At 72.8% G+C, this 25,896-nt stretch carries 18 protein-coding genes; 9 read left to right on the forward strand and 9 right to left on the reverse strand.

Translation table 11 applies throughout. The annotated features are described in order from the left end of the window. The first annotated feature begins 158 nt into the window (after window positions 1-158). The 7 genes from ACFY0P_RS28060 (at window position 159) to ACFY0P_RS28090 (ending at window position 10,505) form a co-directional block, all read left to right on the forward strand. Window positions 159-524, forward strand: coding sequence for an STAS domain-containing protein (locus tag ACFY0P_RS28060; RefSeq protein WP_388918717.1), 366 nt, complete (start codon window positions 159-161; stop codon window positions 522-524). A 301-nt stretch (window positions 525-825) separates the two neighbouring features. Beyond that, entirely contained in the window at window positions 826-5,100 is a 4,275-nt protein-coding gene (locus tag ACFY0P_RS28065; RefSeq protein ID WP_388918720.1) for a HAMP domain-containing protein, read from the forward strand. A gap of 77 nt (window positions 5,101-5,177) precedes the next feature. Next, entirely contained in the window at window positions 5,178-7,622 is a 2,445-nt protein-coding gene (locus tag ACFY0P_RS28070) for a SpoIIE family protein phosphatase (protein ID WP_388918723.1), read from the forward strand. Window positions 7,623-7,665: 43 nt separating this feature from the next. Continuing rightward, window positions 7,666-8,022, forward strand: a complete 357-nt coding sequence (locus ACFY0P_RS28075) for a PRC-barrel domain-containing protein (protein ID WP_388918726.1) — start codon at window positions 7,666-7,668, stop codon at window positions 8,020-8,022. A 26-nt stretch (window positions 8,023-8,048) separates the two neighbouring features. Next, window positions 8,049-8,222 (forward strand): hypothetical protein, encoded by a 174-nt coding sequence (locus ACFY0P_RS28080; protein WP_388918729.1) that lies wholly within the window; start codon window positions 8,049-8,051, stop codon window positions 8,220-8,222. Between the two features lie 61 nt (window positions 8,223-8,283). Next, window positions 8,284-8,751, forward strand: a complete 468-nt coding sequence (locus ACFY0P_RS28085; RefSeq protein WP_388918732.1) for a MarR family winged helix-turn-helix transcriptional regulator — start codon at window positions 8,284-8,286, stop codon at window positions 8,749-8,751. Next, window positions 8,748-10,505 carry an MFS transporter gene (locus ACFY0P_RS28090; protein WP_388918735.1) on the forward strand — a complete coding sequence of 586 codons (1,758 nt, stop codon included), beginning with the start codon at window positions 8,748-8,750 and terminating at the stop codon, window positions 10,503-10,505. Before ACFY0P_RS28085 ends, ACFY0P_RS28090 begins: the two co-directional genes overlap by 4 nt. Here ACFY0P_RS28090 and ACFY0P_RS28095 read toward each other — a convergent pair. The 6 genes from ACFY0P_RS28095 to ACFY0P_RS28120 all read right to left on the reverse strand — a co-directional run bounded on the left by ACFY0P_RS28095 (window position 10,483) and on the right by ACFY0P_RS28120 (window position 20,009). Beyond that, complete coding sequence (locus ACFY0P_RS28095; RefSeq protein WP_388918738.1) at window positions 10,483-12,570, reverse strand: xanthine dehydrogenase family protein molybdopterin-binding subunit; 2,088 nt, start codon at window positions 12,568-12,570, stop codon at window positions 10,483-10,485. The genes ACFY0P_RS28090 and ACFY0P_RS28095 overlap by 23 nt on opposite strands. 35 nt (window positions 12,571-12,605) lie before the next feature. Beyond that, window positions 12,606-13,601 (reverse strand): FAD binding domain-containing protein, encoded by a 996-nt coding sequence (locus ACFY0P_RS28100; RefSeq protein ID WP_388918741.1) that lies wholly within the window; start codon window positions 13,599-13,601, stop codon window positions 12,606-12,608. Then, a complete protein-coding gene (locus tag ACFY0P_RS28105) occupies window positions 13,598-14,128 on the reverse strand; it encodes a (2Fe-2S)-binding protein (protein WP_388918743.1) in 531 nt (176 codons plus the stop codon). Before ACFY0P_RS28105 ends, ACFY0P_RS28100 begins: the two co-directional genes overlap by 4 nt. 146 nt (window positions 14,129-14,274) lie before the next feature. Then, a complete protein-coding gene (locus ACFY0P_RS28110) occupies window positions 14,275-16,461 on the reverse strand; it encodes an RICIN domain-containing protein (RefSeq protein ID WP_388918745.1) in 2,187 nt (728 codons plus the stop codon). Between the two features lie 32 nt (window positions 16,462-16,493). Continuing rightward, the gene (locus ACFY0P_RS28115) at window positions 16,494-17,858 is read right to left on the reverse strand and encodes a lectin (protein ID WP_388918748.1); all 1,365 of its coding nucleotides are present in this window, start codon (window positions 17,856-17,858) and stop codon (window positions 16,494-16,496) included. 285 nt (window positions 17,859-18,143) lie between these two features. Continuing rightward, window positions 18,144-20,009 carry an ABC transporter ATP-binding protein gene (locus ACFY0P_RS28120; RefSeq protein WP_388919068.1) on the reverse strand — a complete coding sequence of 622 codons (1,866 nt, stop codon included), beginning with the start codon at window positions 20,007-20,009 and terminating at the stop codon, window positions 18,144-18,146. Between the two features lie 213 nt (window positions 20,010-20,222). Here ACFY0P_RS28120 and ACFY0P_RS28125 point away from each other — a divergent pair, with 213 nt between their 5' ends. Both ACFY0P_RS28125 and ACFY0P_RS28130 read left to right on the forward strand, forming a co-directional pair. Continuing rightward, a complete protein-coding gene (locus ACFY0P_RS28125) occupies window positions 20,223-21,206 on the forward strand; it encodes a YbhN family protein (RefSeq protein ID WP_388918751.1) in 984 nt (327 codons plus the stop codon). Between the two features lie 31 nt (window positions 21,207-21,237). After that, the gene (locus ACFY0P_RS28130) at window positions 21,238-22,002 is read left to right on the forward strand and encodes a crotonase/enoyl-CoA hydratase family protein (protein ID WP_388918754.1); all 765 of its coding nucleotides are present in this window, start codon (window positions 21,238-21,240) and stop codon (window positions 22,000-22,002) included. On the opposite strand, the gene ACFY0P_RS28135 is transcribed toward ACFY0P_RS28130, so the two are convergent. The 3 genes from ACFY0P_RS28135 to ACFY0P_RS28145 are packed head-to-tail and all read right to left on the reverse strand — an operon-like array spanning window position 21,989 to window position 25,853. Then, entirely contained in the window at window positions 21,989-23,026 is a 1,038-nt protein-coding gene (locus ACFY0P_RS28135; RefSeq protein WP_388918757.1) for an FAD-dependent oxidoreductase, read from the reverse strand. The genes ACFY0P_RS28130 and ACFY0P_RS28135 overlap by 14 nt on opposite strands. After that, a complete protein-coding gene (locus tag ACFY0P_RS28140; RefSeq protein WP_388918760.1) occupies window positions 23,023-24,405 on the reverse strand; it encodes an FAD-dependent oxidoreductase in 1,383 nt (460 codons plus the stop codon). The genes ACFY0P_RS28135 and ACFY0P_RS28140 overlap by 4 nt, the downstream gene beginning before the upstream one ends. Then, entirely contained in the window at window positions 24,402-25,853 is a 1,452-nt protein-coding gene (locus tag ACFY0P_RS28145; RefSeq protein WP_388918763.1) for an FGGY family carbohydrate kinase, read from the reverse strand. The genes ACFY0P_RS28140 and ACFY0P_RS28145 overlap by 4 nt, the downstream gene beginning before the upstream one ends. Between the last annotated feature and the right edge of the window lie 43 nt (window positions 25,854-25,896).

Genomic DNA, 25,896 nt, shown 5'->3' on the forward strand with positions numbered 1-25,896 from the left:
ATACCCCGTTCATGGGCGCGCGTCTACCCGGCCCTGCCGACGGTATTCCCGTGCCGTGGGAAGTCGGTCGGGACATCGGGTGCATCACCGCGGGGATCCGGGGCAGCGTTGGCTACAGGAAGGGGGCTCGACCCGGACCGAGGGCACAGAGGACGGAAGTGGCAGACAACCAGGAAGCAGTGGAACGAGGGCAGTTGGCCGTGGTCCGCGCAGACGTGGACGGCATCGCCGTGCTCGCCCTGCGCGGAGAGATCGACTACCAGAGTGTGGGCGCGCTGACACGGGCGATGCCTCCGGCCGACCCCACCACCGGCCCCCGGGTCGTCGTCGATCTCAGCGGGGTCGGCTTCATGGATTCCAGCGGCGTCAACGCGCTCGTCGCCGCCCACCACGCCACCCGGGCCGCGCAGGGATGGCTGCGCCTGGCGGGCGTCCACGGCCCGGTCCTGCGCACCGTGCAACTGGTGGGACTCGACACCGTGGCCCCCTGTCACCGGACCGTCGAGGAGGCCCTCGCGGCGTGACGCCGGGGCGTCGTGACCGGCGGCCACCGCGGTCGCGGCGGGGACCGGATCCACCGCCGACAAAACCGCCCGGGTTCCCCGACGCGACCTTGCCATGCCGCCTGTTTCCTGGGTTTTTCGGCGGGCCAGGGCTTTCGCGCCGACCTTTTGTTGCCGCACGACAACTGAGTTAGTCTGCGATCGATTTCCCGTCGGCCGGAGCCGTCGAACGCGGCGTCGCCACTGGTGGTGGCGCCGCACGGCACCGGCCTGGCTCCGGGTCCTCGGGGTGGGGATCCTGCGAAGCGGAACGAGGGTGGGCATGGCAGTCACGTCGATGGACGCCCAGGTGCGGGGCCCGGGCGAGCAGGAGCTGCGGCAACTGCTCGCCGGGCTGACGGCGGTACGCGACGGCGACTTCGGCACCCGCCTGCCGTCCGACGGAACGGGCCTGCTCGGCGACATCGCCACCGTGTTCAACGGCATGGTCGACCAGTTGTCCCTGTTCACCTCGGAGGTGACACGGGTCGCCCGCGAGGTGGGCACCGAGGGCACGCTGGGCGGGCAGGCCGAGGTGCCCGGGGTCTCCGGCACCTGGGCGGACCTGACCGAGTCGGTCAACGCCATGGCGGGCAACCTCACCACGCAGGTCCGTGACATCGCCCAGGTGGCGACGGCGGTGGCCAAGGGCGACCTGTCCCAGAAGATCGACGTGCCCGCGCGCGGCGAGATCCTGCAGTTGAAGGAGACCGTCAACACGATGGTCGACCAGCTCTCCGCCTTCGCCGACGAGGTCACCCGCGTCGCCCGCGAGGTCGGCAGCGAAGGGCGCCTCGGCGGCCAGGCGCAGGTGCCCGGGGTCGGCGGGGTCTGGCGCGACCTCACGGATTCGGTCAATTTCATGGCCGGGAATCTCACCTCCCAGGTCCGCAACATCGCCCAGGTGACGACCGCGGTCGCGCAGGGCGACCTCTCCCAGAAGATCACCGTCGACGCCCGCGGCGAGATCCTCGAACTCAAGAACACCATCAACACCATGGTCGACCAGCTCTCCGCCTTCGCCGACGAGGTCACCCGCGTCGCCCGCGAGGTCGGCACCGAGGGCCGCCTCGGCGGCCAGGCCGACGTGAAGGGCGTCAAGGGCACCTGGCGCGACCTGACGGACTCCGTGAACTTCATGGCGGGCAACCTCACCGCGCAGGTCCGCAACGTCGCCCAGGTGGCCACCGCGGTCGCGCAGGGCGACCTCTCCCAGAAGATCACCGTCGACGCCCGCGGCGAGATCCTCGAACTCAAGAACACCATCAACACCATGGTCGACCAGCTCTCCGCCTTCGCCGACGAGGTCACCCGGGTGGCACGGGAGGTCGGCACCGAGGGCAATCTCGGCGGGCAGGCGATCGCGCGGGGCGTGTCGGGGACCTGGAAGGACCTCACGGACAACGTCAACGTGATGGCGTCCAACCTGACCGGGCAGGTCCGCTCGATCGCCCAGGTCGCCACGGCCGTGGCGCGCGGCGACCTCTCGCAGAAGATCACCGTCGAGGCCAAGGGCGAGGTCGCCGCGCTGGCGGACGTCATCAACACCATGGTCGACACGCTGTCGGCGTTCGCCGACGAGGTCACCCGGGTGGCGCGCGAGGTGGGCACCGAGGGCCGCCTCGGCGGGCAGGCGCACGTGCCGAACGTGGCCGGCACCTGGAAGGACCTGACGGACAACGTCAACTCGATGGCCAACAACCTCACCGGGCAGGTGCGCAACATCGCCCTGGTGACGACCGCGGTGGCGGGCGGCGACCTGTCGAAGAAGATCGACGTGGACGCGCGGGGCGAGATCCTGGAGCTGAAGACCACCATCAACACGATGGTCGACCAGCTCTCCTCGTTCGCCGCCGAGGTCACCCGCGTCGCCCGCGAGGTCGGCAGCGAGGGCCGCCTCGGCGGCCAGGCCGAGGTGGAGGGCGTCGAGGGCACCTGGAAGCGGCTGACGGAGAACGTCAACGAGCTGGCCGGGAACCTCACCCGGCAGGTCCGCGCGATCGCGGAGGTCGCCAGCGCCGTCGCCGAGGGGGACCTGACCCGCTCGATCACCGTGGAGGCCTCCGGCGAGGTCGCGGAGCTCAAGGACAACATCAACGCCATGGTGGGGTCCCTGCGCGAGACCACCCGGGCCAACCAGGAGCAGGACTGGCTCAAGACCAACCTCGCCCGTATCTCCGGCCTGATGCAGGGCCACCGCGAGCTGCCCGCGGTGGCCGAGCTGATCATGGACGAGCTGACGCCCCTGGTGTCGGCCCAGTACGGCGCGTTCTACCTGGCGGAGGACACCCAGCGCGGGCACGAGCTGCGGCTCGTCGGCTCGTACGGGGCTCCGGACGACGCGGAGCGGCCGACCCGGATCCCGGTCGGCCGCTCCCTGGTCGGGCAGGCGGCGCGCAACCGGCGCCCCGTCTCCGTGGACGAGCTTCCGGAGGGGTACGTCACCATCTCCTCCGGCCTCGGGCAGGCGCTGCCCCGCGCCCTGGTGGTGCTGCCCATCGTGGTCGAGGAGCAGGTCCTGGGCGTCATCGAACTGGCCTCGCTGACCCGTTTCACCCAGATCCACCAGGACTTCCTGGCGCAGCTGATGCCGACCATCGGCGTCAACCTCAACACCATCGTGGCCAACGCCCGCACCGACGAACTGCTGGAGGAGTCCCAGCGCCTGACCGCCGAACTGCAGTCCCGGTCGGAGGAGTTGCAGGTGCAGCAGGAGGAACTGCAGCGCTCCAACGCGGAGCTGGAGGAGAAGGCGTCCCTGCTGGCCGAGCAGAACCGCGACATCGAGGCGAAGAACCTCCAGATCGAGCAGGCCCGGCAGGAGCTGGAGACCCGGGCGCAGCAGCTGGCGCTGGCCTCGAAGTACAAGTCGGAGTTCCTGGCCAACATGAGCCACGAGCTGCGCACGCCGCTCAACAGCCTGCTGATCCTCGCCCAGTTGCTGGCGCAGAACCCGTCGCGCAACCTCACGCCCAAACAGGTCGAGTACGCGGGCATCATCCACTCGGCGGGCTCGGACCTGCTGCAGCTGATCAACGACATCCTCGACCTGTCCAAGGTGGAGGCCGGCAAGATGGACGTCGCCCCCGAGCGGGTCCCGCTGAGCCGGCTGCTGGAGTACGTCGAGGTGACGTTCCGGCCGATGACGTCCCAGAAGAGCCTGGACTTCGCGGTGGCCACCGCCCCGGGCACCCCTGCCGACCTGCTCACCGACGACTCCCGGCTGCGCCAGATCCTGCGCAACCTGCTGTCGAACGCGGTCAAGTTCACCGAGGAGGGCGGTGTGCGGCTGCGGATCGAACCCGCCGCCGACGCGGAGGTGCCGCCGGGCGTCCACCGCGGTGGGCCGGTGGTGGCGTTCCGGGTCGTCGACACCGGCATCGGCATCCCCCAGCAGCAGCTGGAGACGATCTTCGGCGCGTTCCAGCAGGCCGACGGCACCACCAGCCGCAAGTACGGCGGCACCGGACTCGGTCTGTCCATCACCCGGGAGATCGCGCACCTGCTCGGCGGTGCCGTCACGGTCGACAGCACGCCGGGGCAGGGCAGCACCTTCACGCTGTATCTGCCCGTCGCCCGCGCCGACTTCGAGGACCTCCTGGAGGCCGGGGGCCGGGCGGTGGAACAGCCGCACGACGAGACCGGCGCCGAGGAGCTGCCGGCGCCCCGTGCGCTGCCCGCTCCCGCGTCGGCCGCCGAGCCGCGCAGGCGGCGGCTGCTGGTGATCGAGGAGCGGCCGCGCGGGCTGCTCACCCTGGTCGCCGAGCGGGCCGTGGCGGACATCGCGCAGCGCCCCGACGATCCGCACGGGGCGATCGACATCATCACCGCGGTCGGGGCGCAGGAGGCGGCGAGCACCCTGGCGGCGCAGGCCTGCCACTGTGTCGTCCTGGAACTCGGCATGCCCGGCCAGGAGGGTGCGGGCTTCCTGGAGGCCATGCGCGGCGATTCGGCGCTGGCCAGCGTGCCCGTCCTGGTCCACACCGGGCACCGGGTGGACCTGGCCCAGGAGCAGGGGCTGCGGGCCCTCGCCGGTGACCGGCCACTGGACTTCCTGGCCAGCCTGGACGAGCTGCGCGAGCGCATCACGCTGCACCTGTCGGCCGAACAGCCCGGCGACGTGCTGTCGCTGGTGCGCGCTGAGGAGCCGCACCCACCGGCCGCGCAGGTCGTGGACGACGCCTTCCTGGGCCGGACGATCCTGGTGGTCGACGACGACGCCCGCAACCTCTTCGCCCTCAGCGGGGTGCTGGAACTGCACGGCTTCCAGGTCCTGCACGCCGACAACGGCCGCAAGGGCATCGAGATGCTGCTCGCGCACCCCGACATCTGCATGGTCCTGATGGACGTGATGATGCCGGAGATGGACGGCTACGCCGCCACCACGGAGATCCGCGCCATGCCCCGGTACGCGGACCTGCCCATCATCGCCGTGACCGCGAAGGCCATGCCGGGCGACCAGGAGAAGAGCCTCGCCTCGGGCGCCAACGACTACGTCACCAAACCGGTCGACACCGGGGACCTCATCCGCCGCGTCCGACGGTGGCTGCCCGGGTGACCACGCGTCACGGCCGCATCGTCCACCAGCCGACCGCGTGACGCCGCGGGGCGTCCCAGCCGAGGAACAGACTGACCGTGAGTGACCTCCGTCAACCGCCCGATGCACAGGCCCCGCGACACCCGGCCGACGGCCGGCCCACACCGGGCGGGGCCGGCCCGGCCGAGCCCGGCAGGCCGTCGCCCGTCGGCAGGCTCACCGCGACCGTGGAGCGGCTGCGCCGCGAGGTGCTGGCGGCGCAGGCGGAGGCCGACGGACGTGCTCTGATCGAACTGGCGAAGGGCATCCTGGTCGAACGGCTGCGCTGCGGGCCGGCGCAGGCCGCGCGGCAGCTGGCCGAGCTGGCCGGGCAGGCGGGGGTGACACCGCTCGAGTTCGCGGTCGACGTCATCAACCAGGCGGCCCGCGACCGGCTCTCGGAGGTGACCGCGGCCTTCCTGGCGGCCACCGCGGCCGATGCCCGGCCCGCGGAGCCGGCGGACGGCCGCTCCTCGGCCGTACGGCTGCGGGCCGCCGAGAGCGGCGCGCTGGCCGCCCACGACACCCAGGCCGTCGCCGACTCCCTGCTGGAACACGCCCTGACGCCGCTCGGTGCCGAGGCGGTGGCCATCTGGGCCCTGGGCACCGACGGCTCGCTCGCCCTGGCCGGCAGCGCGGGGTTCCCCGCCGCCGAGGCCGGGCGCTGGCGGCACGTACCGCCGGGTGTGACGACCATGGCCCGCCGGGGGCTGGCGGAGCGCGCGGGCCACTGGATCCGCAGCCTGGCCGAGACGGGGATGCCCTCCATCGGGCAGCACCACCATCCGGAGGGCGGCCGGTTCGCCCTACCGGCCGGGACCGGCGGACGGATCCACGGTGTCCTGGAGATCGCCTGGCCCACCCCGCTGGACCCCCCTCCCCCGCCCGTCGTCCGCCAGATCGAGGCGCTGGCCGAACTGTGCGCGCACACCCTGGAGACCTACGGCCGGCACCATCCGGACGGTGCCGAGGACCCGCGCGTCCTGCCGGACGTGACGGAGCTGATGGACCTGGCCGACGGGCTCCACGACCCCGCCCTGGTGCTCGTCCCGGTGCTGGACGCCGACGGGGAACTCGCCGACTTCCGCATCCATCACGTGAACGGCCGCTTCCTGGACCCGGCGGGCCGGCCCCGGGGAGTCGTCAGCGGGGCCCTGCTGCTGGAGACGTACCCGACGGCCGCCGGTCACAGCGAGCTCTTCGAGCGGATAGAGCGCGTCCACGCCACCGGCGAGCCCTACCGCGCCCACCGCATGCGGCTGACCGCCCTGGTCGACGAGGTCCCGCTGGCAGCGGTCGCCGACATCAACATCAGCCGGCACGGGAGCAGCGTGCTGCTCGTCTGGCGCATCGAGGACGAGACGGCCCGGCTGGCCAGCCTGCTCCAGCACGCCCAGCGACTGGGCCGTATCGGCGGCTTCGAGGAGAACCTGCTCACCGGCGAGATCACCTGGAACGGGCAGCTGTACCAGCTCTACGGCAGACCCGCCTCCGGCTCCCCGGTGGCGCTGGAGGACCTGCCCGCGCACGCCCATCCGGACGACGCCGTGGCCATCGGACGGTTCCTGCGCACCCTGCTGCACCACCGCCGGGCGGCGTCCACCGCGTTCCGCCTGCAGCGGCCGGACGGGGTGACCCGGCACATCCGGGTGGTGGCCGAGCCGGTCCTCGACTCCGACGGACAGCTGTACGTCGTACGCGGCGCCTACCAGGACATCTCCGCGCAGCACTGGACCGAGGTCGCCCTCGCGGCCACCCGCGACCAGCTCGCCCACACCGAGCAGCAGGCCAGCGAGCGCAACCGTCTCACCCTCCAGTTGCAGCACGCCATCATGCCGCCCGCACAGACCCCGCTGGCGGTTCCCGGGCTGGATCTCGCGGTGCGCTACCGGCCGGCGGAGACCCAGCATCTGGTCGGCGGCGACTGGTACGACGCGGTCCTGCTGCCGTCCGGGCTGGTGCTGCTGTGCGTGGGCGACGTCGCCGGGCACGGGATCGACGCGGCCACCAGCATGGTCGTCCTGCGCAACGCGCTGCGCGGGCTCGCGGTGACCGGTGCCGGGCCGGGGCAGTTGCTGTCCTGGCTCAACATGGTGACGCACCATCTGACCGGCTCCGTCACCGCCACCGCGGTGTGCGGCCTCTACGACCCCGACCGGCACGTCCTGCGCTGGGCCCGGGCCGGACACCTGCCGCCGGTCCTGGTGCGCGGGGGCGAGGCGGAGCCGCTGCCCCTGGTCCAGGGCATGCTGCTGGGCGCCGTGCCGGAGGCCGAGTACCAGGAGCACGAGGTGCAGCTCGCGGTCGACGACACCCTGCTGATGTACACGGACGGCCTGGTCGAACGCCGTGACCGGTCCGTGGAGGAGTCCCTCGCGCAACTGCTGAAGGCCGCGCGCACGGTGCCCCCGGCCCTGGACCAGCAGGTGGACCGCCTGCTGACCCACAGCCGGTCCGACACCGACGACGACACCTGCGTGGTGGGCATCCGCGTGGCTCCATGACTGCCGGCGACCGCGCCGGGTACCCGGTCGGCGGAGGTGCCCGATGTTCGAAGCAACCGACATCCGAGAGTGGCGCGGTCATGACGTCGTCGACGCCGCCGGGCACAAGATCGGCGTCCTGGAGTCGGTCTACGTGGACACCACGACCGACAGGCCCCGCTTCGTCACCGTGACGGTCGGGCTGCCCACCCGCCGCCGTCTGGTGTTCGTCCCGCTCGCCGAGGCGAGCGTCGGTCCGGCCTACCTGAAGGTCGCGTACCGCAAGGACGTGGTCAAGAAGGCGCCGTCGATCGACACCGACGGCGAGCTGCCGGCCGCCAGGGAACCCGCGGTCTTCGCGCACTACGAACTCGACTACGTCCCGGGCGCGGGCGGCGAGCGCCGCCTGGCCCGCCGCTGACCCACCGAGCCGTCCGGGAGAAGACGATGAGCCTGTTCCTGCTCCTGATCCTCGTGGCCCTCGTCCTGGGCATCGTCGGATTCGCCGCCCACGGACTGTTCTACCTGCTGATCATCGGCGCCGTCGTGCTCCTGGCCGACCTCGTCTACGCCACGGTCCGCCTGCGGCACCGCGGCCGGCGTCACCACCTGGCCCGCTGACCGTCATATTTACTAACGAATGGTTGAGCAGTTCAGACTGATAAACCTAGTGTTAGTACATGTGAAGGCAGACATGGCCGCCGACGGCGGCGGTATACGCGACCTGAGCGAGGTCACCCGGCTCGCGTCCGATCTCCGGCTCGCGGTCGGCCGGGTGACGCGGCGGCTGCGGCAGGCGCACGCCGTGGGGGACGTGTCCCTGTCGGGCGTGTCCGTGCTTGCCCGGCTCGCGGGCGAGGGCCCGGACTCCCCGACCGCCCTCGCCGAGACGGAGCGGGTACGGCCGCAGGCCATGGCGAGCACCCTCGCCCAGCTCGAACAGCGCGGCCTGGTCCGCCGTACCCCCGACGCCGCGGACGGGCGGCGGAGCATCGTGGCCGTCACCGACGAGGGGCGGGCCGTGCTCGCCGAGCGGCGCTCCGAGTCGGTGCAGCGGCTCGCGGCCGTCCTCGACACGTTCTCCGAGCAGGAGCGCGCCACGCTCGGGGCGGCCCTGCCGCTCCTCGGCCGGCTGGCGGAGCGCCTGTGAACGGGCGCGGGTGGTCCGCCGCCCTGCGCTCGGCCCGCCACAAGGACACCCCGGCCGGGCCCGGCTACAAGTGGGTCGCGCTGTCGAACACCACGCTCGGCGTGCTGATCGCCACCATGGACGCGTCGATCGTGATCATCTCGCTGCCGGCGATCTTCCGTGGCATCGGACTCGATCCGCTCGCGCCCGGCAACATCGGCTATCTGCTCTGGATGATCCTCGGCTACCTGCTGGTGTCCGCCGTGCTGGTCGTCGTGCTCGGGCGGCTCGGCGACATGTTCGGGCGGGTGAAGATCTACAACCTGGGCTTCCTGATCTTCGCGTGTGCCTCGGTGGCGCTGTCGCTCGATCCGTTCCGGGCGGGGTCGGGGGCCCTGTGGCTGATCCTGTGGCGGATCGTGCAGGCCTTCGGCGGGTCCATGCTGACCGCCAACTCGGCCGCCATCCTCACCGACGCCTTCCCGGCCCGGCAGCGCGGCATGGCCCTCGGCATCAACCAGATCACCGCGCTGGCCGGGCAGTTCCTCGGTCTGCTCGCGGGCGGGCTGCTCGCCGTCGTCGACTGGCGTGCCGTGTTCTGGGTGAGCGTCCCGGTCAGCATCACCGGCACGATCTGGTCGTACCTGAGCCTGCGCGAGACCTCGGCGGGCCGGCCCGGCCGGATCGACTGGCTCGGCAACCTCACCTTCGCGGCCGGCGCCGGCATCCTGCTGGCCGGGATCACCTACGGGATCCAGCCCTACGGCGACAGTGCCACCGGCTGGGGGAACCCGTGGGTGCTGACCGGCCTGATCGGCGGCGCCGCGCTGCTGCTGGCCTTCTGCGTCATCGAGACCCGGGTCGCCGAGCCCATGTTCAACCTGGCGCTCTTCAGGAACCGGGCGTTCGCGGCGGGCAACGTGGCCGCCCTGCTGACCTCGATCGCGCGCGGCGGTCTGCAGTTCATGCTCATCATCTGGCTGCAGGGCATCTGGCTGCCGCTGCACGGCTACGACTTCGAGGACACCCCGCTGTGGGCCGGCATCTTCATGCTCCCGCTGACGCTGGGCTTCCTGATCGCGGGGCCGGTGTCCGGCTACCTGTCGGACCGGTTCGGCGCCCGGTTCTTCTCCACCGCGGGCCTGGTCGTCGTCACCGCGTCCTTCCTGGGGCTGCTCGCGCTGCCCGTCGACTTCGACTACGGGCTGTTCGCGGCGCTGCTGCTGCTCAACGGCCTCGGCCAGGGCATGTTCTCCGCGCCCAACACCTCGTCGATCATGGGCAGCGTGCCGGCCGAGTACCGGGGCGTCGCCTCGGGCATGCGCTCCACCTTCCAGAACTCCGGTACGGCCCTGTCCATCGGCGTGTTCTTCTCGCTGATGGTCTCCGGGCTGGCCTCCTCGCTCCCGGCGACGCTGAAGAGCGGCCTCATGGCGCACGGCGTGCCGGCCGCCTCCGCCGCGCACGCCGCGTCGCTGCCGCCGGTGAGCACGCTGTTCGCGACGTTCCTCGGCAACAACCCCATCGAGCACCTGCTCGCCTCGGAGGGCGTCCTGGACCACGTCACCAGGGCCCAGCGGTCCGTGCTGACCGGCCACACCTTCTTCCCGCAGCTGGTCTCCGGCCCCTTCCACCACGGCCTGGGCATCGTCTTCGGCGTGGCGGCCGGCATGGCCCTGGTCTCCGCCGTGGCCTCCGCCCTGCGCGGCGGTCACCGTCCCCTCGAAGGGCAGCAGGCCCCGGTCACGAAGGTCACCGTGCGTTCAAAGCGGTGAGGATCCGGTCCGGGGTCAGCGGCAGGGTGCGGAAGCGGATGCCCGTGGCGTGGTGGACGGCGTTGCCGACGGCGGCGGGGGTGCCCACCACGCCGATCTCGCCGATACCCTTGCCGCCCATGGGGTTGAGGTGCGGGTCGTCCTCGTCGATCCAGTGCGCCTCGATGTCGGGGACGTCGGCGTGCGCGGGGATGTGATAGGCGGCCAGGTCGGCCTCCGCGAAGTCGCCGTGGGCCGCGTCCACCGTGCTGCCCTCGGTCAGGGCCATGCCCAGGCCCATCGTCATGCCGCCGACGAACTGGGAGCGCGCGGTACGGGAGTTGAGGATGTGCCCGGCCGCGTAGACGCCGAGCAGCCGGCGCACCCGGACCTCGCCGGTGACGGTGTCGACGGCGGCCTCGGCGAAGTGGGCGCCGAACGCGTGGCGGGCGTAGGAGCTGTCGGCGTCGGCGCGCCCGCTGGTGTCCGCGCGCACCCCGATCCCCCGCTCGGGCAGCGGACCGGTGTGGTCGGCGAGCCGGGTCAGCAGCCGGGCGCAGGCCTCGTACACCGCCCAGCCCCAGGAGGCGGTCCCGGAGGAGCCGCCCGCCACCGGTGCCGGGGGCAGGTCGCTGTCGCCGATCTCGGTACGGACCCGGTCCAGGGGTACGCCGAGCGCGTCGGCGGCGATCTGGGCGAGGACGGTACGGGCGCCGGTGCCGATGTCGGCGGCGTTCACCCGGATCAGGTAGAGGCCGTCCGGGCACGCCTCCGCGGTCGCCGTGCACGGGAAGGCCAGCACCGGGTAGGTGGCGGCGGCCACCCCGGTGCCGATCAGCAGCGGGCCCTCGGCGCGGCGCGCCCGGCGGTGCCAGCCGAACCGGCGGGCGCCCTCGCGCAGGCACTCCACGAGGTGCCTGCTGCTGAAGGGCAGGCCGCCGGCCGGTTCACGGTCGGGTTCGTTGCGGATCCGCAGCTCGACGGGGTCCGTGCCGAGTGCGTCGGCCAGTTCGTCCATCGCCGACTCCAGGGCGTACATGCCGGTGGCCTCGCCGGGTGCGCGCATCCAGGAGGGGCTGGGCACGTCCAGCGGGACGACGTGGTGCACGTAGTACAGGTTCGGGGTGGCGTACATGACCCCGGAGGTCGTGCCCGCCAGCTCCACGAAGGACCGGACGGGCGAGGTGTGGGTGGTCACGTCGTGCAGGAGGGCGGTGAGCCGGCCGTCCGGGGTCGCGCCCAGCCGTATCCGGTTGAGGGTGGGGGCGCGGTGGCCGACGACCGTGGGCAGGTGGCGGCGCGGGTAGGCCAGGGTGACCGGCCGGCCGGTGTGCCGGGCGGCCATGGCGGCGAGGACCACGTCCGGGCGCGGGGAGCCCTTGGAGCCGAAGCCGCCGCCGACGTGTTCGGCGCGCACCGTGATCCGGTCGACGGGCAGGGCGAACAGCCCGGCGAGCACGCTGCGGACCTCGCTCGTGCCCTGACTGGAGGTGTACACCGTGAGCCGGCCGCGGTCCCAGTACGCGGTGCTCGCGTGGGGCTCCATCGGGTGGTTGTGCAGCGGCGGGGTGCGGTAGGTGACGTCCAGGCGGACGGGGGCCGCGGCGAAGGCGGACTCCGGATCGCCGCGCCGGCAGCGGGCGGGCTGGCCGCCGTTGGCCTCCTCGGGTTCACGGGCGCCCGGGTGGCCGGGGGTGAGGACGACGTCGTGGCCGACGGTGTCGTAGCTGATCCGCACGGCGGCGGCTCCGGCGCGGGCCGCTTCCGGGGTCTCGGCGACGACCAGGGCGACGCACCAGCCCCGGTGCGGTACGTCGGGGCTCTGGAGCAGGGCGAGGGTGGCGTCCTCGGGTTCGGCGAGGCGCGGGGCGTTCTCGTGGGTGAGGACGGTGAGGACGCCGGGGACGGCGCGGGCCGGGCCGGTGTCGATGCCGGTGATCCGGCCCCGGGCCACGGTGGCGGGGACGGCGCGGGCGTGCACGCGGCCGGGCAGCGGGTGCTCGGCGGCGTAGCGGGCGGCGCCGGTGACCTTCGCGAGCCCTTCCCGGCGCTCGGCCGGGCTGCCGAGGGCGGCGGTGCGGGCCATGGGGACCTCCGGGGTCGGAGCGGGACGCTCCGTGGTCAGAGCGGGACGGCCGCGGGGGCGAGCCGGGCCAGGACGTCGAGGGCGAGGTTGCGGGCGAGGGGCACCTTGTAGGCGTTGTCCGGCAGCGGGCGGGCGGCGGCGAGCTCCAGGTCGACGGCGCTGGCGAAGACCGCCGGCGTGGCCGCCTCGCCCAGCAGGGCCGCCTCCGCGACCCGGGCCCGCCAGGGGCGGTGGGCGAGCCCGCCGAAGGCCAGGCCCACCTGGGTGACCAGGTCGCCTGCGACGCGCAGGACGACGGCGACCGAGGCGAGGGCGAAGGCGTACGACACCCGGTCGCGGGCCTTGCGGTAGGCGGAGGGCGCGCCGGCCGTGGCGGCGGGCAGCAGCACCCCGGTGATCAGCTCGCCGGGGCGGAGCTCGGTGTCCCGCTCGGGGTGGTCCTCGGGAAGCCGGTGGAAGTCGGTCAGGTCCAGGGTGCGGGCGCCCTCGGGGCCGTAGAGCTCGACGCGGGCGTCGAGGGCGGCGAGGGCCACGGCCATGTCGGAGGGGTGGGTGGCGACGCAGTGCGGGGAGTGGCCGAGGACCGCGTGGTCGCGGTGGACGCCGTCGAGTGCGCCGCAGCCGCTGCCCGGCTCGCGTTTGTTGCAGGGCTTTCCGGGGTCCTGGAAGTAGCCGCAGCGGGTGCGCTGGAGGAGGTTCCCGCCGGTCGTCGCGACGTTGCGCAGCTGGCCGGAGGCGCCGGCGAGCAGGGCCTGGGACAGCACCGGGTAGCGGTCGCGGACGAGCGGGTGGGCGGCGAGGTCGCTGTTGCGGACGGTGGCGCCGATGCGCAGGGCGCCGTCCGGCAGCTGTTCCAGCCGGTCCAGCGGGAGGCGGCTGACGTCGATCAGCGCGGTGGGCTGTTCGACGCCGAGTTTCATGAGGTCGACGAGGTTGGTGCCGCCGGCCAGGTAGTGGGCACCGGGGCGGGCGGCGAAGGCCTCGACGGCCTCCTCGGGGGTGCGGACGCGGACGTAGTCGAAGGACCTCACGGGATCACGTCCTCGACCGCCTCGACGATGCGCGGGTAGGCCCCGCACCGGCACAGGTTGCCGCTGAGCCGCTCGCGGATCTCGGGCCGGTCCAGCGGGACGGGCCGGCCGGAGGGCGCGGCGGGGTCGGTGACGTGCGACGGATGTCCGGCGGCGGCCTCGGCGAGCATGCCGACGGCGGAGCAGATCTGGCCGGGGGTGCAGTAGCCGCACTGGAAGGCGTCCCGGTCGAGGAAGGCCCGTTGCAGCGGGTGGGGGCCCTCGCCGTCGGCGGACAGGCCCTCGATCGTGGTGATCTCGGTGCCGTCGAGGGCGACGGCGAGCAGCAGGCAGCTGTTCACCCGGCGGCCGTCGGCCAGCACGGTGCAGGCACCGCACTGACCGTGGTCGCAGCCCTTCTTGGCGCCGGTCAGGCCGAGGTCCTCGCGGAGCACGTCCAGGAGGACGCGCCGGTGGTCGAGGAGCAGGGTGTGCGGTTTGCCGTTGACCCGGAGGGTGGTTTCGGAGCGCTGGATCTCACTGCCCATGGCATGCCTGACTTCCGGACTGGCCGTGCTGCCGTTCGGTCCGGGTATCCAGGTCACGCCGTTCCACACGTGCCGCCTGCGGGCACGGCCGTGGGTGACCCGGCGGACACACCGGGTCACCCACCGTCCGACTCAGGTACCGACGGTCACGGGTACGAGGTCAGGTTCGCCACGTTGGTCGACGAGTTCGACGGTCCTCCGCTGTTGTTGATGACGTGGGTGATGGTGCCGGTGCCGCCGAGGGAGACCGTCACCATGCTGGTGAACCTGACGTTCGAGTTGGTCGGCGCCTCGATCGCGTGGTCGGCGACGACGCTGGAGTTGGTGCTGAAGTAGCAGTAGCTGCCGAGGCCGTACGCCTGGTGGCTGGTGACCGAGTCGGCGACCTTGTAGGCCGCGTAGCCCTTGGTCGAGCCGTTCATCCAGGACGACTGGTTCGGCGGGTCGTACGGCATCTCGTTCTGGTAGAAGTACGTCTTGCCGCCGTTGCCGTTCCAGACGGTCTGGTACTTCTGGAAGTGCTCGACGAACAGGCCGTACATGGTCACGTTGTCGCCGTTGACGACCAGTCCGGTGTCGGCGGTGTTGGTGGTCCAGCCGACCCCGGTGCCGTGGTCGGCGCGCCAGATCCACATGTGGTCGCCGATGACGTTGCTGCTGTTGACGACCAGGCTGGTGGTGGCCTTGCCGACGCCCGCGCCGCCGACGCGGAAGTACACGTCGTGCAGCGAGGTCGGGTCGGACGCGTGCGAGGCCGAGGAGCCGCTCGGGCCGACCTCCACCAGGGTGGAGGAGTTGGTGGTTCCGGCGTCGAAGAGCAGGCCCGCGATGTTGACGCCGTCCACGTCGGCGACCTTCATGGCGGTGACGCCGTTGTCCGGGACGAAGGTGGCGAGGCCGAGGCCCAGGACGACGGTGTCGGCGCGGTTGATCTGCAGGGTCTGGTCGAGGTGGTAGACACCCGGGGTGACCAGGAGGTTCTTGCCCGCCGTCAGGGCCGCGTTGATCTGGGAGGCGGTGGCGCCCGGCTTCACGACGTAGAAGCTGTCGAGGGAGAGGGACGTACCGGCCGCCGAGCCCGAGGTCCAGCTGGTGCCGGAGGAGTTGGTGCGGGTGGACGGGACGAACACCTGGTAGTTGCCGGAGCCGTCGACGTACAGGAACGGCTTCTCACGCGAGGTCGGGCTCTGCGCGACCTTGGTGTCCGGCGGGCTCGGGAAGGTGGTGGACGGCACGCCTGTGCTGCCGACGAAGACCATGTTCCAGTTGGCGCCGGTCCAGCTGCCGAGCTGCGAGTTGCGGGTCAGCCACTGCTGCTGGGTGCCGGAGTTGACCTGGCCGTTGATCTGGCTGTCGGCGATCAGGCCGCCGCTGGACCAGCCGCCGTCGTCCAGGGCCAGGTTGCCGCGCAGGTGCACCCGGCGGTAGGCGGACGCCTGCGAGACCGCCCAGCGGTCGCTGCCGCCGGTCGGGTTGACCGACAGGTTCTCGGCGCCGCGCCAGAAGTTCTGCGTGGCGTTGCCCTGGAACCAGTCGGCCTCGGCGTGCACCGCGCCGTTGATCGAGACCGCGTCGGGCGACAGGCCGAGACCCAGCACCTGCGTGTAGAAGCCGACGTTGACGTCCGCGCTGTAGGCGCCGGGCTTGAACAGCACGGCGTAGCGCTGGGAGCCGAACTGGTTGGTCTGCTGCTGCTGGAAGATCGAGTCCAGCTTGCTCTGGATGGTCGAGGCGGACATCGACGGGTCGAAGACGACCACGTTGGAGCCGAGGTCCGGGTTGCTCGACTGGGTCACCGGGACGACCTGGAACCGCTGGGCCTGCGTGCCGTTGCAGGTGTACTGCACGAACTGCACGCTGTCGGCGGTCGAGGCCGAGGGGTCGTCGAGGCACTTGCCGCTGTTGCGGTTGACGAAGTGGTAGGCGCCGCCGCCGTCGTCGACGGGCAGCCACTGCTGGTTGCTGCCGCCACCGTAGGTCCACATCTGGACGGCCGCGTTGTCGGCGGTCGAGACGTTGGTGACGTCCAGGACCTCGTTGGTGTTGTTGGCGTTGTTGATGCGGACGTAGCCGTCGCTGGTGGCGGTGAGACTCCACTGCTGGGCCGTGGTGTTGTTGCAGGTGTACTGCTGGACGACGGTGCCGTCGGCGGTGGCGGCCGCCTTGGCGTCCACGCACTTGCCGCTGGCCGCGTTGAGCAGGGTGGTGTTGCCGGTGGGCAGCGTGGCGGCGGACGCGGGCGAGGAGGAGCCCGCCGTGGTCAGCAGGGAGGCGGCGACAACGGCCACCGCTGCGGCGGCCGTTGCTCTGCGGCGCCGGGGAAGGGAAGGCACTTGTTCTCCTTGGAAGCGGCTTGCGGAGGGGGTCAGCCGGTGTATCCGGCGAAGACGCGCGTGTAGTCCCAGTTCGACTGGCTCACGCCGGAGCAGCTGTCGGCGGAGCCGCCGGTGCAGGGCCGGTCGCGGTTGGCGGACCAGAAGGTGAGCCGGGCCAGGTGGTGCTGCTGGGCGTAGGCGAGGATGGTCCGGAAGTCGGTCACCGTGACGGTCTCGTTGTTGTCGGTGATGCCGTTCATGGACGAGATGCCCATGTCCCGGTAGGCGGTGTCGTCGCTGTAGCCGTACGCGTTCTTCAGCGCGTTCTTGAGCCCTTCGGCCGCCTGGGTGGTGAGGTTGCCCATGTTCTGGCCGGCGCCGCCGAAGTCGAACGGCATGATGGCCCAGGCGTCGACGGTCAGCCCGGAGGACGCGGCCCGGTTGATCAGGCTGGTGTCCGGACCGCTCTGGCCGGTGCCGATGGTGATGTACACCTTCAGGCCGGAGTTGTTGGCCTTGACCGTCTTGAGCGCGTCCACGACCCGCTGCTGCACGGTCCCGTTGCTGTAGGCGTCGGCTTCGAGGTCGATGTCGATGGCCTTGAGGCCGCCGTAGGCGTTGATGACCTTCTGATAGGCCGCCGCCAGCTCGCTCGCGCTGGAGCAGGAGCTCTCCAGCTTGTTGCCGCTGTAGCCGCCGAAGGACGGGATGACGTCACCGCCGTTGGCGCGCACGGTGTTGATGGTCTGCTGGTCGACGCCGCCGGTCAGCGCCCGGCTGCCGTCCCACTGCGGGTTGCAGTAGCCGTTGCTGAGGACGAACGCGAGCGTGTAGTACTTCACGCCGGTCGCGTTGGTGATGGTGGTCGGGCTCGGCGGGTCGCCCCAGCCGTTGTAGAGGTAGGGCGCCACGGCCATCGGCGCGGACGGGGTGGTGCCGCCGCCGTCGGACGCGGGGGCCGTCCACTTCTGGTTGGCGGTGCCCGCGCAGGTCCAGATCTGTATCCGGGTGCCGTTGGCGGAGTTGTTGTCGGTGACGTCCATGCACTTGTTCGCCTGCGGATTGACGATGTCGTTCGCGGACGACACGGTCCACTGCTGGTTCGCGCCGCCGCTACAGGTCCACAGCTGGAGCTTGGCGCCGTCGGCGGTCGAGTTGCCGGTCACGTCGAGACACTTGCCGAGGGCACGGAGGGTGCCGTCGCTGCCACGGGTCCACTGCTGGGCGGAGGTCCCGTTGCAGTCGTACAGCTGGACGGCGGTGCCGTCGGCGGAGTTGGCTCCGGCGACGTCGAGGCACTTGCCGGCGAGGCCGGTGATGGTGCCGGTGGCGGCCGCCGCGGGAGCGGCGGTCAGCAGTCCTGCGGACAGGGTCAGAGCGGCTATGGAGACAGCCGTGGGGAGAGGTCTGGCCATTGCGGGGGGCGGCCCTTCACGCGGGGGGATGCAGCACGGTGTGCACTCAACGCCCGTGTTGCCGCTGGGCGTTGAGCGCATCCGTGAGGCTTTGTTTAAGGCGTGAAACTAAAGGTCCGGACCACCGGCGTCAAGGGGTGGGGAGCCAATTGGCCCGCGCAGGGATCGCGCCCGAAGGGGCGCGGGGCTGCGTTGATTTGCGGCTGCCGCCGTGTGGGCGCGACCAGCCACATAGCACCCGCACCCGGGAAGCGGCCCGCAGTCCCACGGCGCGGTCCACGCGGCTCAGACCGACGGCACCTCGGCGAACTGCGTCCGGTACAGCTCCGCGTACCGCCCCTCCGCCGCCAGAAGCGAGTCGTGGGTGCCGCGCTCCACGATTTCTCCCGCTTCGACCACCAGGATCTGGTCGGCGGCCCGGATCGTCGACAGCCGGTGGGCGATGACCACGGCCGTACGCCCCTCCAGCGCCTCGGCGAGAGCCTCCTGGACGGCCGCCTCCGAGGTGTTGTCGAGGTGGGCGGTGGCCTCGTCGAGGATGACCACGCGCTGGCGCGCCAGCAGCAGCCGGGCGATGGTCATGCGCTGCCGCTCGCCGCCGGAGAGCCGGTAGCCGCGTTCGCCGACCACCGTGTCCAGGCCGTCGGGCAGCGACCGTACGACCTCGCCGAGCCGGGCGCGGCCGAGGGCGTCCCACAACTCCTCGTCGGTGGCGGCGGGGCGGGCGAGCAGCAGGTTGGCACGGACGGTGTCGTGGAAGAGGTGGCCGTCCTGGGTGACCATGCCGAGGGTGGCACGCAGGGAGCCGGCGGTCAGGTCGCGGACGTCGGTGCCGCCGATGCGGACGGCGCCCCCGTCGACGTCGTACAGGCGCGGCAGCAGCTGGGCGATGGTGGACTTGCCGGCGCCCGAGGTGCCGACGAGGGCGATCGTCTGGCCGGGTTCGGCGCGGAAGGAGATGCCGTGCAGGACCTCGCTGCCGCCGCGTGAGTCGAGGACCGCGACCTCCTCCAGGGAGGCGAGGGAGACCTGGTCGGCGGCCGGGTAGGCGAAGCGGACGTCCTCGAACTCGACGGCCACCGGGCCCTCGGGGACCTCGCGGGCGTCCGGTTTCTCGTCGATCAGGGGCTTCAGGTCGAGCACTTCGAAGACCCGCTCGAAGCTGACCAGCGCGCTCATCACCTCCACGCGGGCCCCGGCGAGCGAGGTCAGCGGGGCGTAGAGGCGGGTCAGCAGCAGGGCGAGGGCCACCACCGCGCCCGGCTCCAGGGTGCCGCGCAGCGCGAACCAGCCGCCGAGGCCGTAGACCAGGGCGAGGGCGAGGGAGGAGACCAGGGTCAGGGCGGTCATGAACACCGACTGGGCGGTGGCGGTGCGCACGCCGATGTCCCGGACCCGGGCGGCGCGCGCGGCGAACTCCGCCGACTCCTCCTCGGGGCGGCCGAAGAGCTTGATCAAGGTGGCGCCCGGCGCGGAGAACCGCTCGGTCATCCGGGTGCCCATGGCCGCGTTGAGCGCGGCGGCCTCCCGCTGCATCCGGGCCATCCGGCCGCCCATCCGGCGCGCGGGCACCACGAACAGCGGCAGCAGCACCAGCGCGAGCAGGGTGATCTGCCAGGACAGGGTGAGCATCACCGCGAGCGTGAGCAGCAGCGTGACCAGGTTGCTGACCACACCGGAGAGGGTGTTGGCGAAGGCCCGCTGGGCGCCGATCACGTCGTTGTTGAGACGACTGACCAGCGCTCCCGTACGAGTACGCGTGAAGAACGCGACGGGCATGCGCTGCACATGATCGAACACAGCCGTGCGCAGGTCGAGGATGAGTCCCTCCCCGAGCGTCGCCGAGAGCCGCCGCCCGAGCACCCCGAGCGCCGCCTCCGCGACCGCGACCAGCGCGATCAGCAGCGACAGCCGTACGACCGTGCCGGTGTCGTGGCCCGACACGATCGCGTCGACGACATGGCCGGCGAGCACCGGGGTGGCGACGGCGAGCAGGGCGGTGACCACCCCGAGGAGGACGAAGCGGACTATCCCGGCCCGGTGCGGGCGGGCGAAGGCGGCGATACGGCGCAGCGTCGCCCGGTCGAACGGGCGCCGCTCCTGCTGGGCGGTCATGACGCTGTGCAGCTGCGTCCAGGCGGTGGTCTCCATACTCATGAGGAAGAACGTAAGACCTCAAGCTTCGTTGAGGTCAATGACCGCCCGCCGTCCCCTCGTACGAAGGACCCGATGAGCCTTCCGCAGGCCCCGCCCGGCTCCGCGAAGCCCCAGGTGGACCTCCGCCCTCACCCGCTTCCCGGCCGTCATCCGGCGTCTCCTCTTCCGCCACCCGCAGTTGGGGCGGCGCGGAAAACCTCTCCCGGTGTGACAGCGGTAAGAATCCCCGGCTTCCGTGAGAGCCGTCTCCCCCGGCTCGCCCGTCGTATCCCCTGGCGGCACATCCTCACGCTCATTCCGCTCGTGCTGGTCGCGGTCATCGCGGTGCAGCACTGGCCGGTCCTCGTCGAGGGCTTCGGCCACCTGCGCGACGCGTCCTGGCCCTGGCTGCTGGCGGCCGGCGGTGCCACCTGCCTGACCTGGGTGGCCGCCGCGTTCACCCGGCAGGGTGCGGTCGTCCAGCCGCTGCCCCGCTGGCGGCTGCTGGCCACCCAGCTCGCGGCGGGTTCGGCCAACCACCTGCTGCCCACGGGTCTCGGCTCGGGCGCGGTCAACCTCCGGTTCATGACCGTGTGCGGGGTGCCGCTCGCCACCTCCTCCGCCGCCCTGGCCCTCTATCTGCTCGCCGAGTCGATCGCCCGCGTGGGCCTGATGGCCGTGTTCTTCGTCGCCTTCCCGGACGCCCTGCGGCTCGACGGCCTGCTCCCGGACGGGGATGTCGGACCCGTCCTGGCCGGCGCCGGTGCGCTGGTGGCCGTGGCGCTGGCCGCGCTGTTCCTCGTCCGACGGGTGCGCGAGCCGGTGTTCCGCTTCGTGCGCTGCGCCCTCGGCGAGGCCCGCTCGGTGCACACGCGTCCGTCCCGGGCGCTGGCGCTGTGGGGCGGCTCGCTCGCCTTCCCCGCGCTCCAGGCGGCCGGTCTGGTGGCGGTGGGACAGGCGCTGGGCCTCGACGTGCCGCCCGCGCACATGGCGCTGGCGTACCTGGCGGCCACGGTCGCCGTCGCCCTGATCCCCACGCCGGGCGGCCTGGGTTCGGTGGAGGCGGCGCTGATCGTGGCGCTGGTGGCGGCCGGCGGCCCGGTGGCGGTGGCCACGGCCGTCGTCCTCGCGTACCGGATCATCACCGTGTGGGTGCCGTTGCTGCCGGGAGCACTGACACTGGGAGCGCTGGTACGACTGAAGGTCATCTGACGCCGGGTGGCCTTCCTACGGAGGGAATCACATGCCGGTCCGCCTCGAACGCAAGGGACCTGTCACCACGGTCGTCCTCTCCCGCCCCGAGGTGCGCAACGCGGTGGACGGGCCGACGGCGGCCGAACTGGTCGCCGCCTTCCGGGAGTTCGAGGCGGACGACGCGGCGCGGGTCGCGGTGCTGTGGGGTGAGGGCGGCACGTTCTGCGCGGGCGCCGACCTGAAGGCGATGGGTGCCGGGGACGGCAACCGGGTGGCGGTGGACGGCGACGGCCCGATGGGTCCGACCCGGCTGCGCCTGTCCAAGCCGGTGATCGCCGCGATCGCCGGGCACGCCGTGGCGGGGGGCCTGGAGCTGGCCCTGTGGTGCGATCTGCGGGTCGCCGAGCAGGACGCGGTGTTCGGCGTCTTCTGCCGCCGCTGGGGCGTGCCGCTGATCGACGGCGGCACGGTACGGCTGCCCCGGCTGATCGGCACCGGCCGGGCGATGGACCTGATCCTGACCGGCCGCCCGGTCCCGGCCCCGGAGGCCTACGAGATGGGCCTGGCCAACCGGGTCGTCCCGGCCGGCCGCGCCCGTGAAGCGGCCGAGGAACTGGCCGCGTCCATCGCGGCCTTCCCCCAGGCCTGCCTGCGCAGCGACCGCGCGTCGGTGCTGGACCAGGAGGGGCTGGACGAGGCGGCGGCGATGGGCACGGAAATCCGTCACGGCATGGCCGTGCTGGCGGAGGGCCTGGAAGGCGCGGCGCGGTTCGCGGCGGGGGCGGGCCGGCACGGCTCCTTCACGGGCGACTGACCAGCCACTCCAGCACCGCCCTGCCCGCCTCGACGCCCTCCCGGGTCGCGGCGCGGACGTCCAGTCCCGGCTGCCGCAGACCGCCGACGGCGAAGACTCCCGGGCGGTCGGTGTACGGGCCGGGCCCGGCGGGCAGGGCGATCCGGCCCCGGCGGGCGAGCTCGTCCTCGGCGGCGAAGTCCCCGGTGAAGACGACGGTGTCGCAGGCGAGCACGCCGGTACGCCCGTCGCGGTGCCGGATCCGCACGCCGGACAGCCGCCCCTGCCCGCGGATCTCGGTGACCGCCGTGCCGGTGAGCAGCGGGATGCGCGAGCGGAGCCGGGCGTCCATGGCTCGGACGGATCCGGCGGCGCGCGGCCGGTCGGTGACCATCGCGACGACCTCGGCGCCCGCCGCCCGCACGGTCCCGGCCGCCACGTACGACACGTCCTCGGCCCCGACCACCACCGCCCGCCCGCCGATCGGCTGCCGGTAGCGGTGCACCGCCTGCTGGAGCTCTCCCCCGGTGTAGATCCCGGCGGGCCGGGTGCCCGGGATCAGCCGGGCCGCGCGGGGGCGTTCGTAGGCGCCGGTGGCGAGGACCACCGCCCGTGCGGTGACCGTCTCCGGGCCGCGCACGCCGACGGTGGCGAGGCCGAAGCGCTCCGCTTGCCGTGTGTCGACTGCGGCGCCGTCGTGGCCGGTCGCGCCCACGCGGCGGCAGCCGCACATTTCATGCAGCCCCACGCCCCTTCGGGGCGCTGCCGAACCGGCCCAGTCCAGTACGGTCACCCCGGTGCGGACCACCGCCCCCGCCCGCGCGGCCGCCTCGACGAGCAGACGGGTGTACGCCGGTCCGGTCAACGGCCGGGTCCAGGTGCCGAATCCGCCGTGGGCGCAGTACCGGGGCACTCCCCCGGCCTCCGGTTCCCGCTCCAGCACCTCGACCCGGCCGGCTCCGGCGAGGGCGATCCGGGCGGCGGCCGCGAGACCGGCGGGACCGGAACCGACGACGAGGACGTCGACATGGCGTTCCCCGGTCACGGTCTGCCCGCCCCCTCGAACAGCTCCCGGACCGCGGCCCCGCAGTGGAAGCCCTGGCAGCGGCCCGCCCCGGCCCGGGTACGGCGGCGCAGGCCCGGCAGGCTGCGTGGCGGGATGGTCCCGGCGAGGGCGTCCCGGATCTCGCCGAGGGTGACGTGCTCGCAGTGACAGACCATGACGTGACCGCCCTCCTGACAGGGGCGGGGGAAGGCCGCGCCGAGGTTCGGCATGCGCACCGGCTCCAGGTCGGCGGGGTTCTTCAGGTCGAGGCCCGAGTCCCGCAGCAGTCCGGTGACATGGGACGCGATGGCGAGCGAGGCGGTGAGGCCCGTGGAACGGATGCCGCCGACGGTGAGGTACGCCTGGTCGGGGTGGGCGGAGATGCGGTAGTCGTCGTGCTCGGTGGCGGCGCGCAGCCCGGCGTAGACGGCGGTGACCTCCTCGTCGAGGAGCGCGGGCAGGATGCGGCGGCCCTTCTCGCGCAGCCCGGCGAGCCCTTCCGCGGTCGACTCGGTGGCGGTCCTGTCGTCCAGGTCCTCGGCGGTCGGGCCGAGCAGGACGTTGCCGTAGACCGTGGGGGCGACCAGGACACCCTTGCCGAGGGCCGTGGGGACCGGCAGCAGGATGTGCCGGACGAGGTCGCGGGCGAGCTTGTCGTAGACGATGAGCTGGCCCCGGCGCGGGGTGACGGTGAAGGCGCGGTGGCCGAGGAGACGGTCGAGGGTGTCGGCGTGCAGGCCCGCCGCGTTGACCAGGTGGCGGGTGTGCAGGGGGCCGCGGGAGGTGGTGAGGGTGTGCACGCCGTCGCGCCGGCTCGCCCCCGTCACACGGGTGCCGAGGTGGAGATCGACGCCGCCGCGCACCGCCTGGGTGGCGTAGGCCAGGGTGGTGCTCCACGGGCAGACGATGCTCTCGCCGGGCACGTGCAGGGCGCCGAGGGCGCCGGTGCCGAGGCGGGGTTCGCGGGCGTACAGCCCGGCGGCGTCCACCAGGGCGGTGTCGTGGCAGTCGTTGCGTACGGCCTTGCGTGCGAGGTCCGGCAGGGCGGCCAGTTGCTCCTGGTCCCAGGCGACCAGCAGCGCGCCGACCGGCTCGACCGGGATGCCGGACTCGGCCGCGTACGCGGTGAGGAGGCGGCCGCCCTCGCGGACCAGGCGGGCCTCCAGGGTGCCGGGGTGGGCGTCGAAACCGGTGTGCAGGATGGCGGTGTTGGCCTTCGAGGTGCCCTGGCCGACGTCGTCCTGGGCCTCCACCAGGGCGACCGAGAGGTGCGGGTGGCGGGCGAGTTCGCGGGCGATCGCGCTGCCGACGACCCCGGCGCCGACGACCGTCACGTCGTACGGGACGCCGGGCAGGGGTCCTGCGGCGGTGACCGTCACCGGGGCGCCCCCGATCCGGCTCCGGTCACCGGCCCGTCCAGCAGGGCGGCGACGGCAGCGCGGAAGACCCCGAGGCGGTCGGCGGCCTCGGCGGCGGAGATGCGCGGCTCGTACACGGCGGAGGGTCTGCCGTCGGGCAGGAAGTCGACGGGGTCGCTGCCGAGGTGGGCCAGCGCGCCCACGCCGAGGGCGGTGGCATCGGGCAGCGTGGACACCTCGACGGGGCGTTGCAGCAGGTCGGCCTGGGTCTGCATGAGCAGCGCCGAGCGGGTCAGGCCGCCGTCGACACGCAGGGCGGTCAGCGGGGTGCCCAGGTCGGTCCCGGCGGCTTCGGCGAGCTCCACCACCTGAGCGGCGAGACCCTCGCACAGGGCCCGCACCAGCTGCCCGGGCCCGGTGTCGAGGCCGAGCCCGGTGAGGGAGCCGCGCAGCTCGCCGCGCCACCAGGGGGCGGCGAGGCCGGCCAGTGCGGGGACGAAGGTGACCCCGCCGGCGTCGGGGACGGCGCCGCCCACCCGGTCCAGATCGGCGGCGCCCGAGATCACGCCGAGGTCGGTGAGCCAGCGCACCGCGGAGGCGGCGGTGTACACCTGGCCGTCCAGGCAGTAGGCGGCCTCTCCGGCGAGGCGCCAGGCGACACAGCTGACCAGTCCTGAGCTGCTGTGCCGGGGTGTGTCGCCGGTGTGCGCGAGCAGGAAGGCCCCGGTGCCGTAGGTGCACTTGGCGCCGCCGGGCCCGGTGATGCGCTGGGCGAGGAGGGCGGCCTGCTGGTCGACGGCGAGGCCGGTGAGCGGGATCTTTTCCCCGAACTCCTTCGTGGTGCCCACGAGTTGGGCGTTGTCGACGATCTCCGGGAGGCGTTCGGCGGACAGTCCGTACAGGTCCAGGGCGCGGGACGACCACTGCACCCGGTCCAGGTCGAGGAGGTGGGTGCGGCCGGCGGTGGCGGCGTCGGTGACGAAGGCGCCGGTGAGCCGGTGGACCAGCCAGGCGTCGGTGGTGGTGACGACGCCCTCGGTGGTCAGGTGCCGGCGGATCCAGGCCATCTTCGGCGCGGCGAAGTAGGGGTCGAGCGGGAGGCCGGTGAGGACGCGTAACTCCTCGGCATGGTCCGCGAGTTCGGCGCAGACGGACTCGGCCCGGCGGTCCTGCCAGACGATGGCGTCGGTGAGCGGACGCCCGGTGCCGGGGTCCCAGGCGAGGACGGTCTCGCCCTGGTTGGCCAGGCCGAGCGCGGTCACCGGTTCACCGGCCTCGGCGAGCGCCCGGCGGCCGGCGACGAGCACCGACTCGTACAGCTCCACGGGGTCGGCCTCCACCAGGCCGCCGGGCAGGTGCCGGGGCCGTACGGCGACGAATCCGGTGCCGATGACGCCCCGTTCGGGGCAGATCACCAGGGCTTTGGTGCCGGACGTGCCCTGGTCGACTGCGAGCACCGGACCTGTCATCGAGCCTCCCTGACGATCACTGCGCGACAGCCTGCCGCCGGGC

Origin of the sequence: Streptomyces sp. NPDC001714 (assembly GCF_042892755.1) — a bacterium.
Classification (GTDB): Bacteria; Actinomycetota; Actinomycetes; order Streptomycetales; family Streptomycetaceae; genus Streptomyces.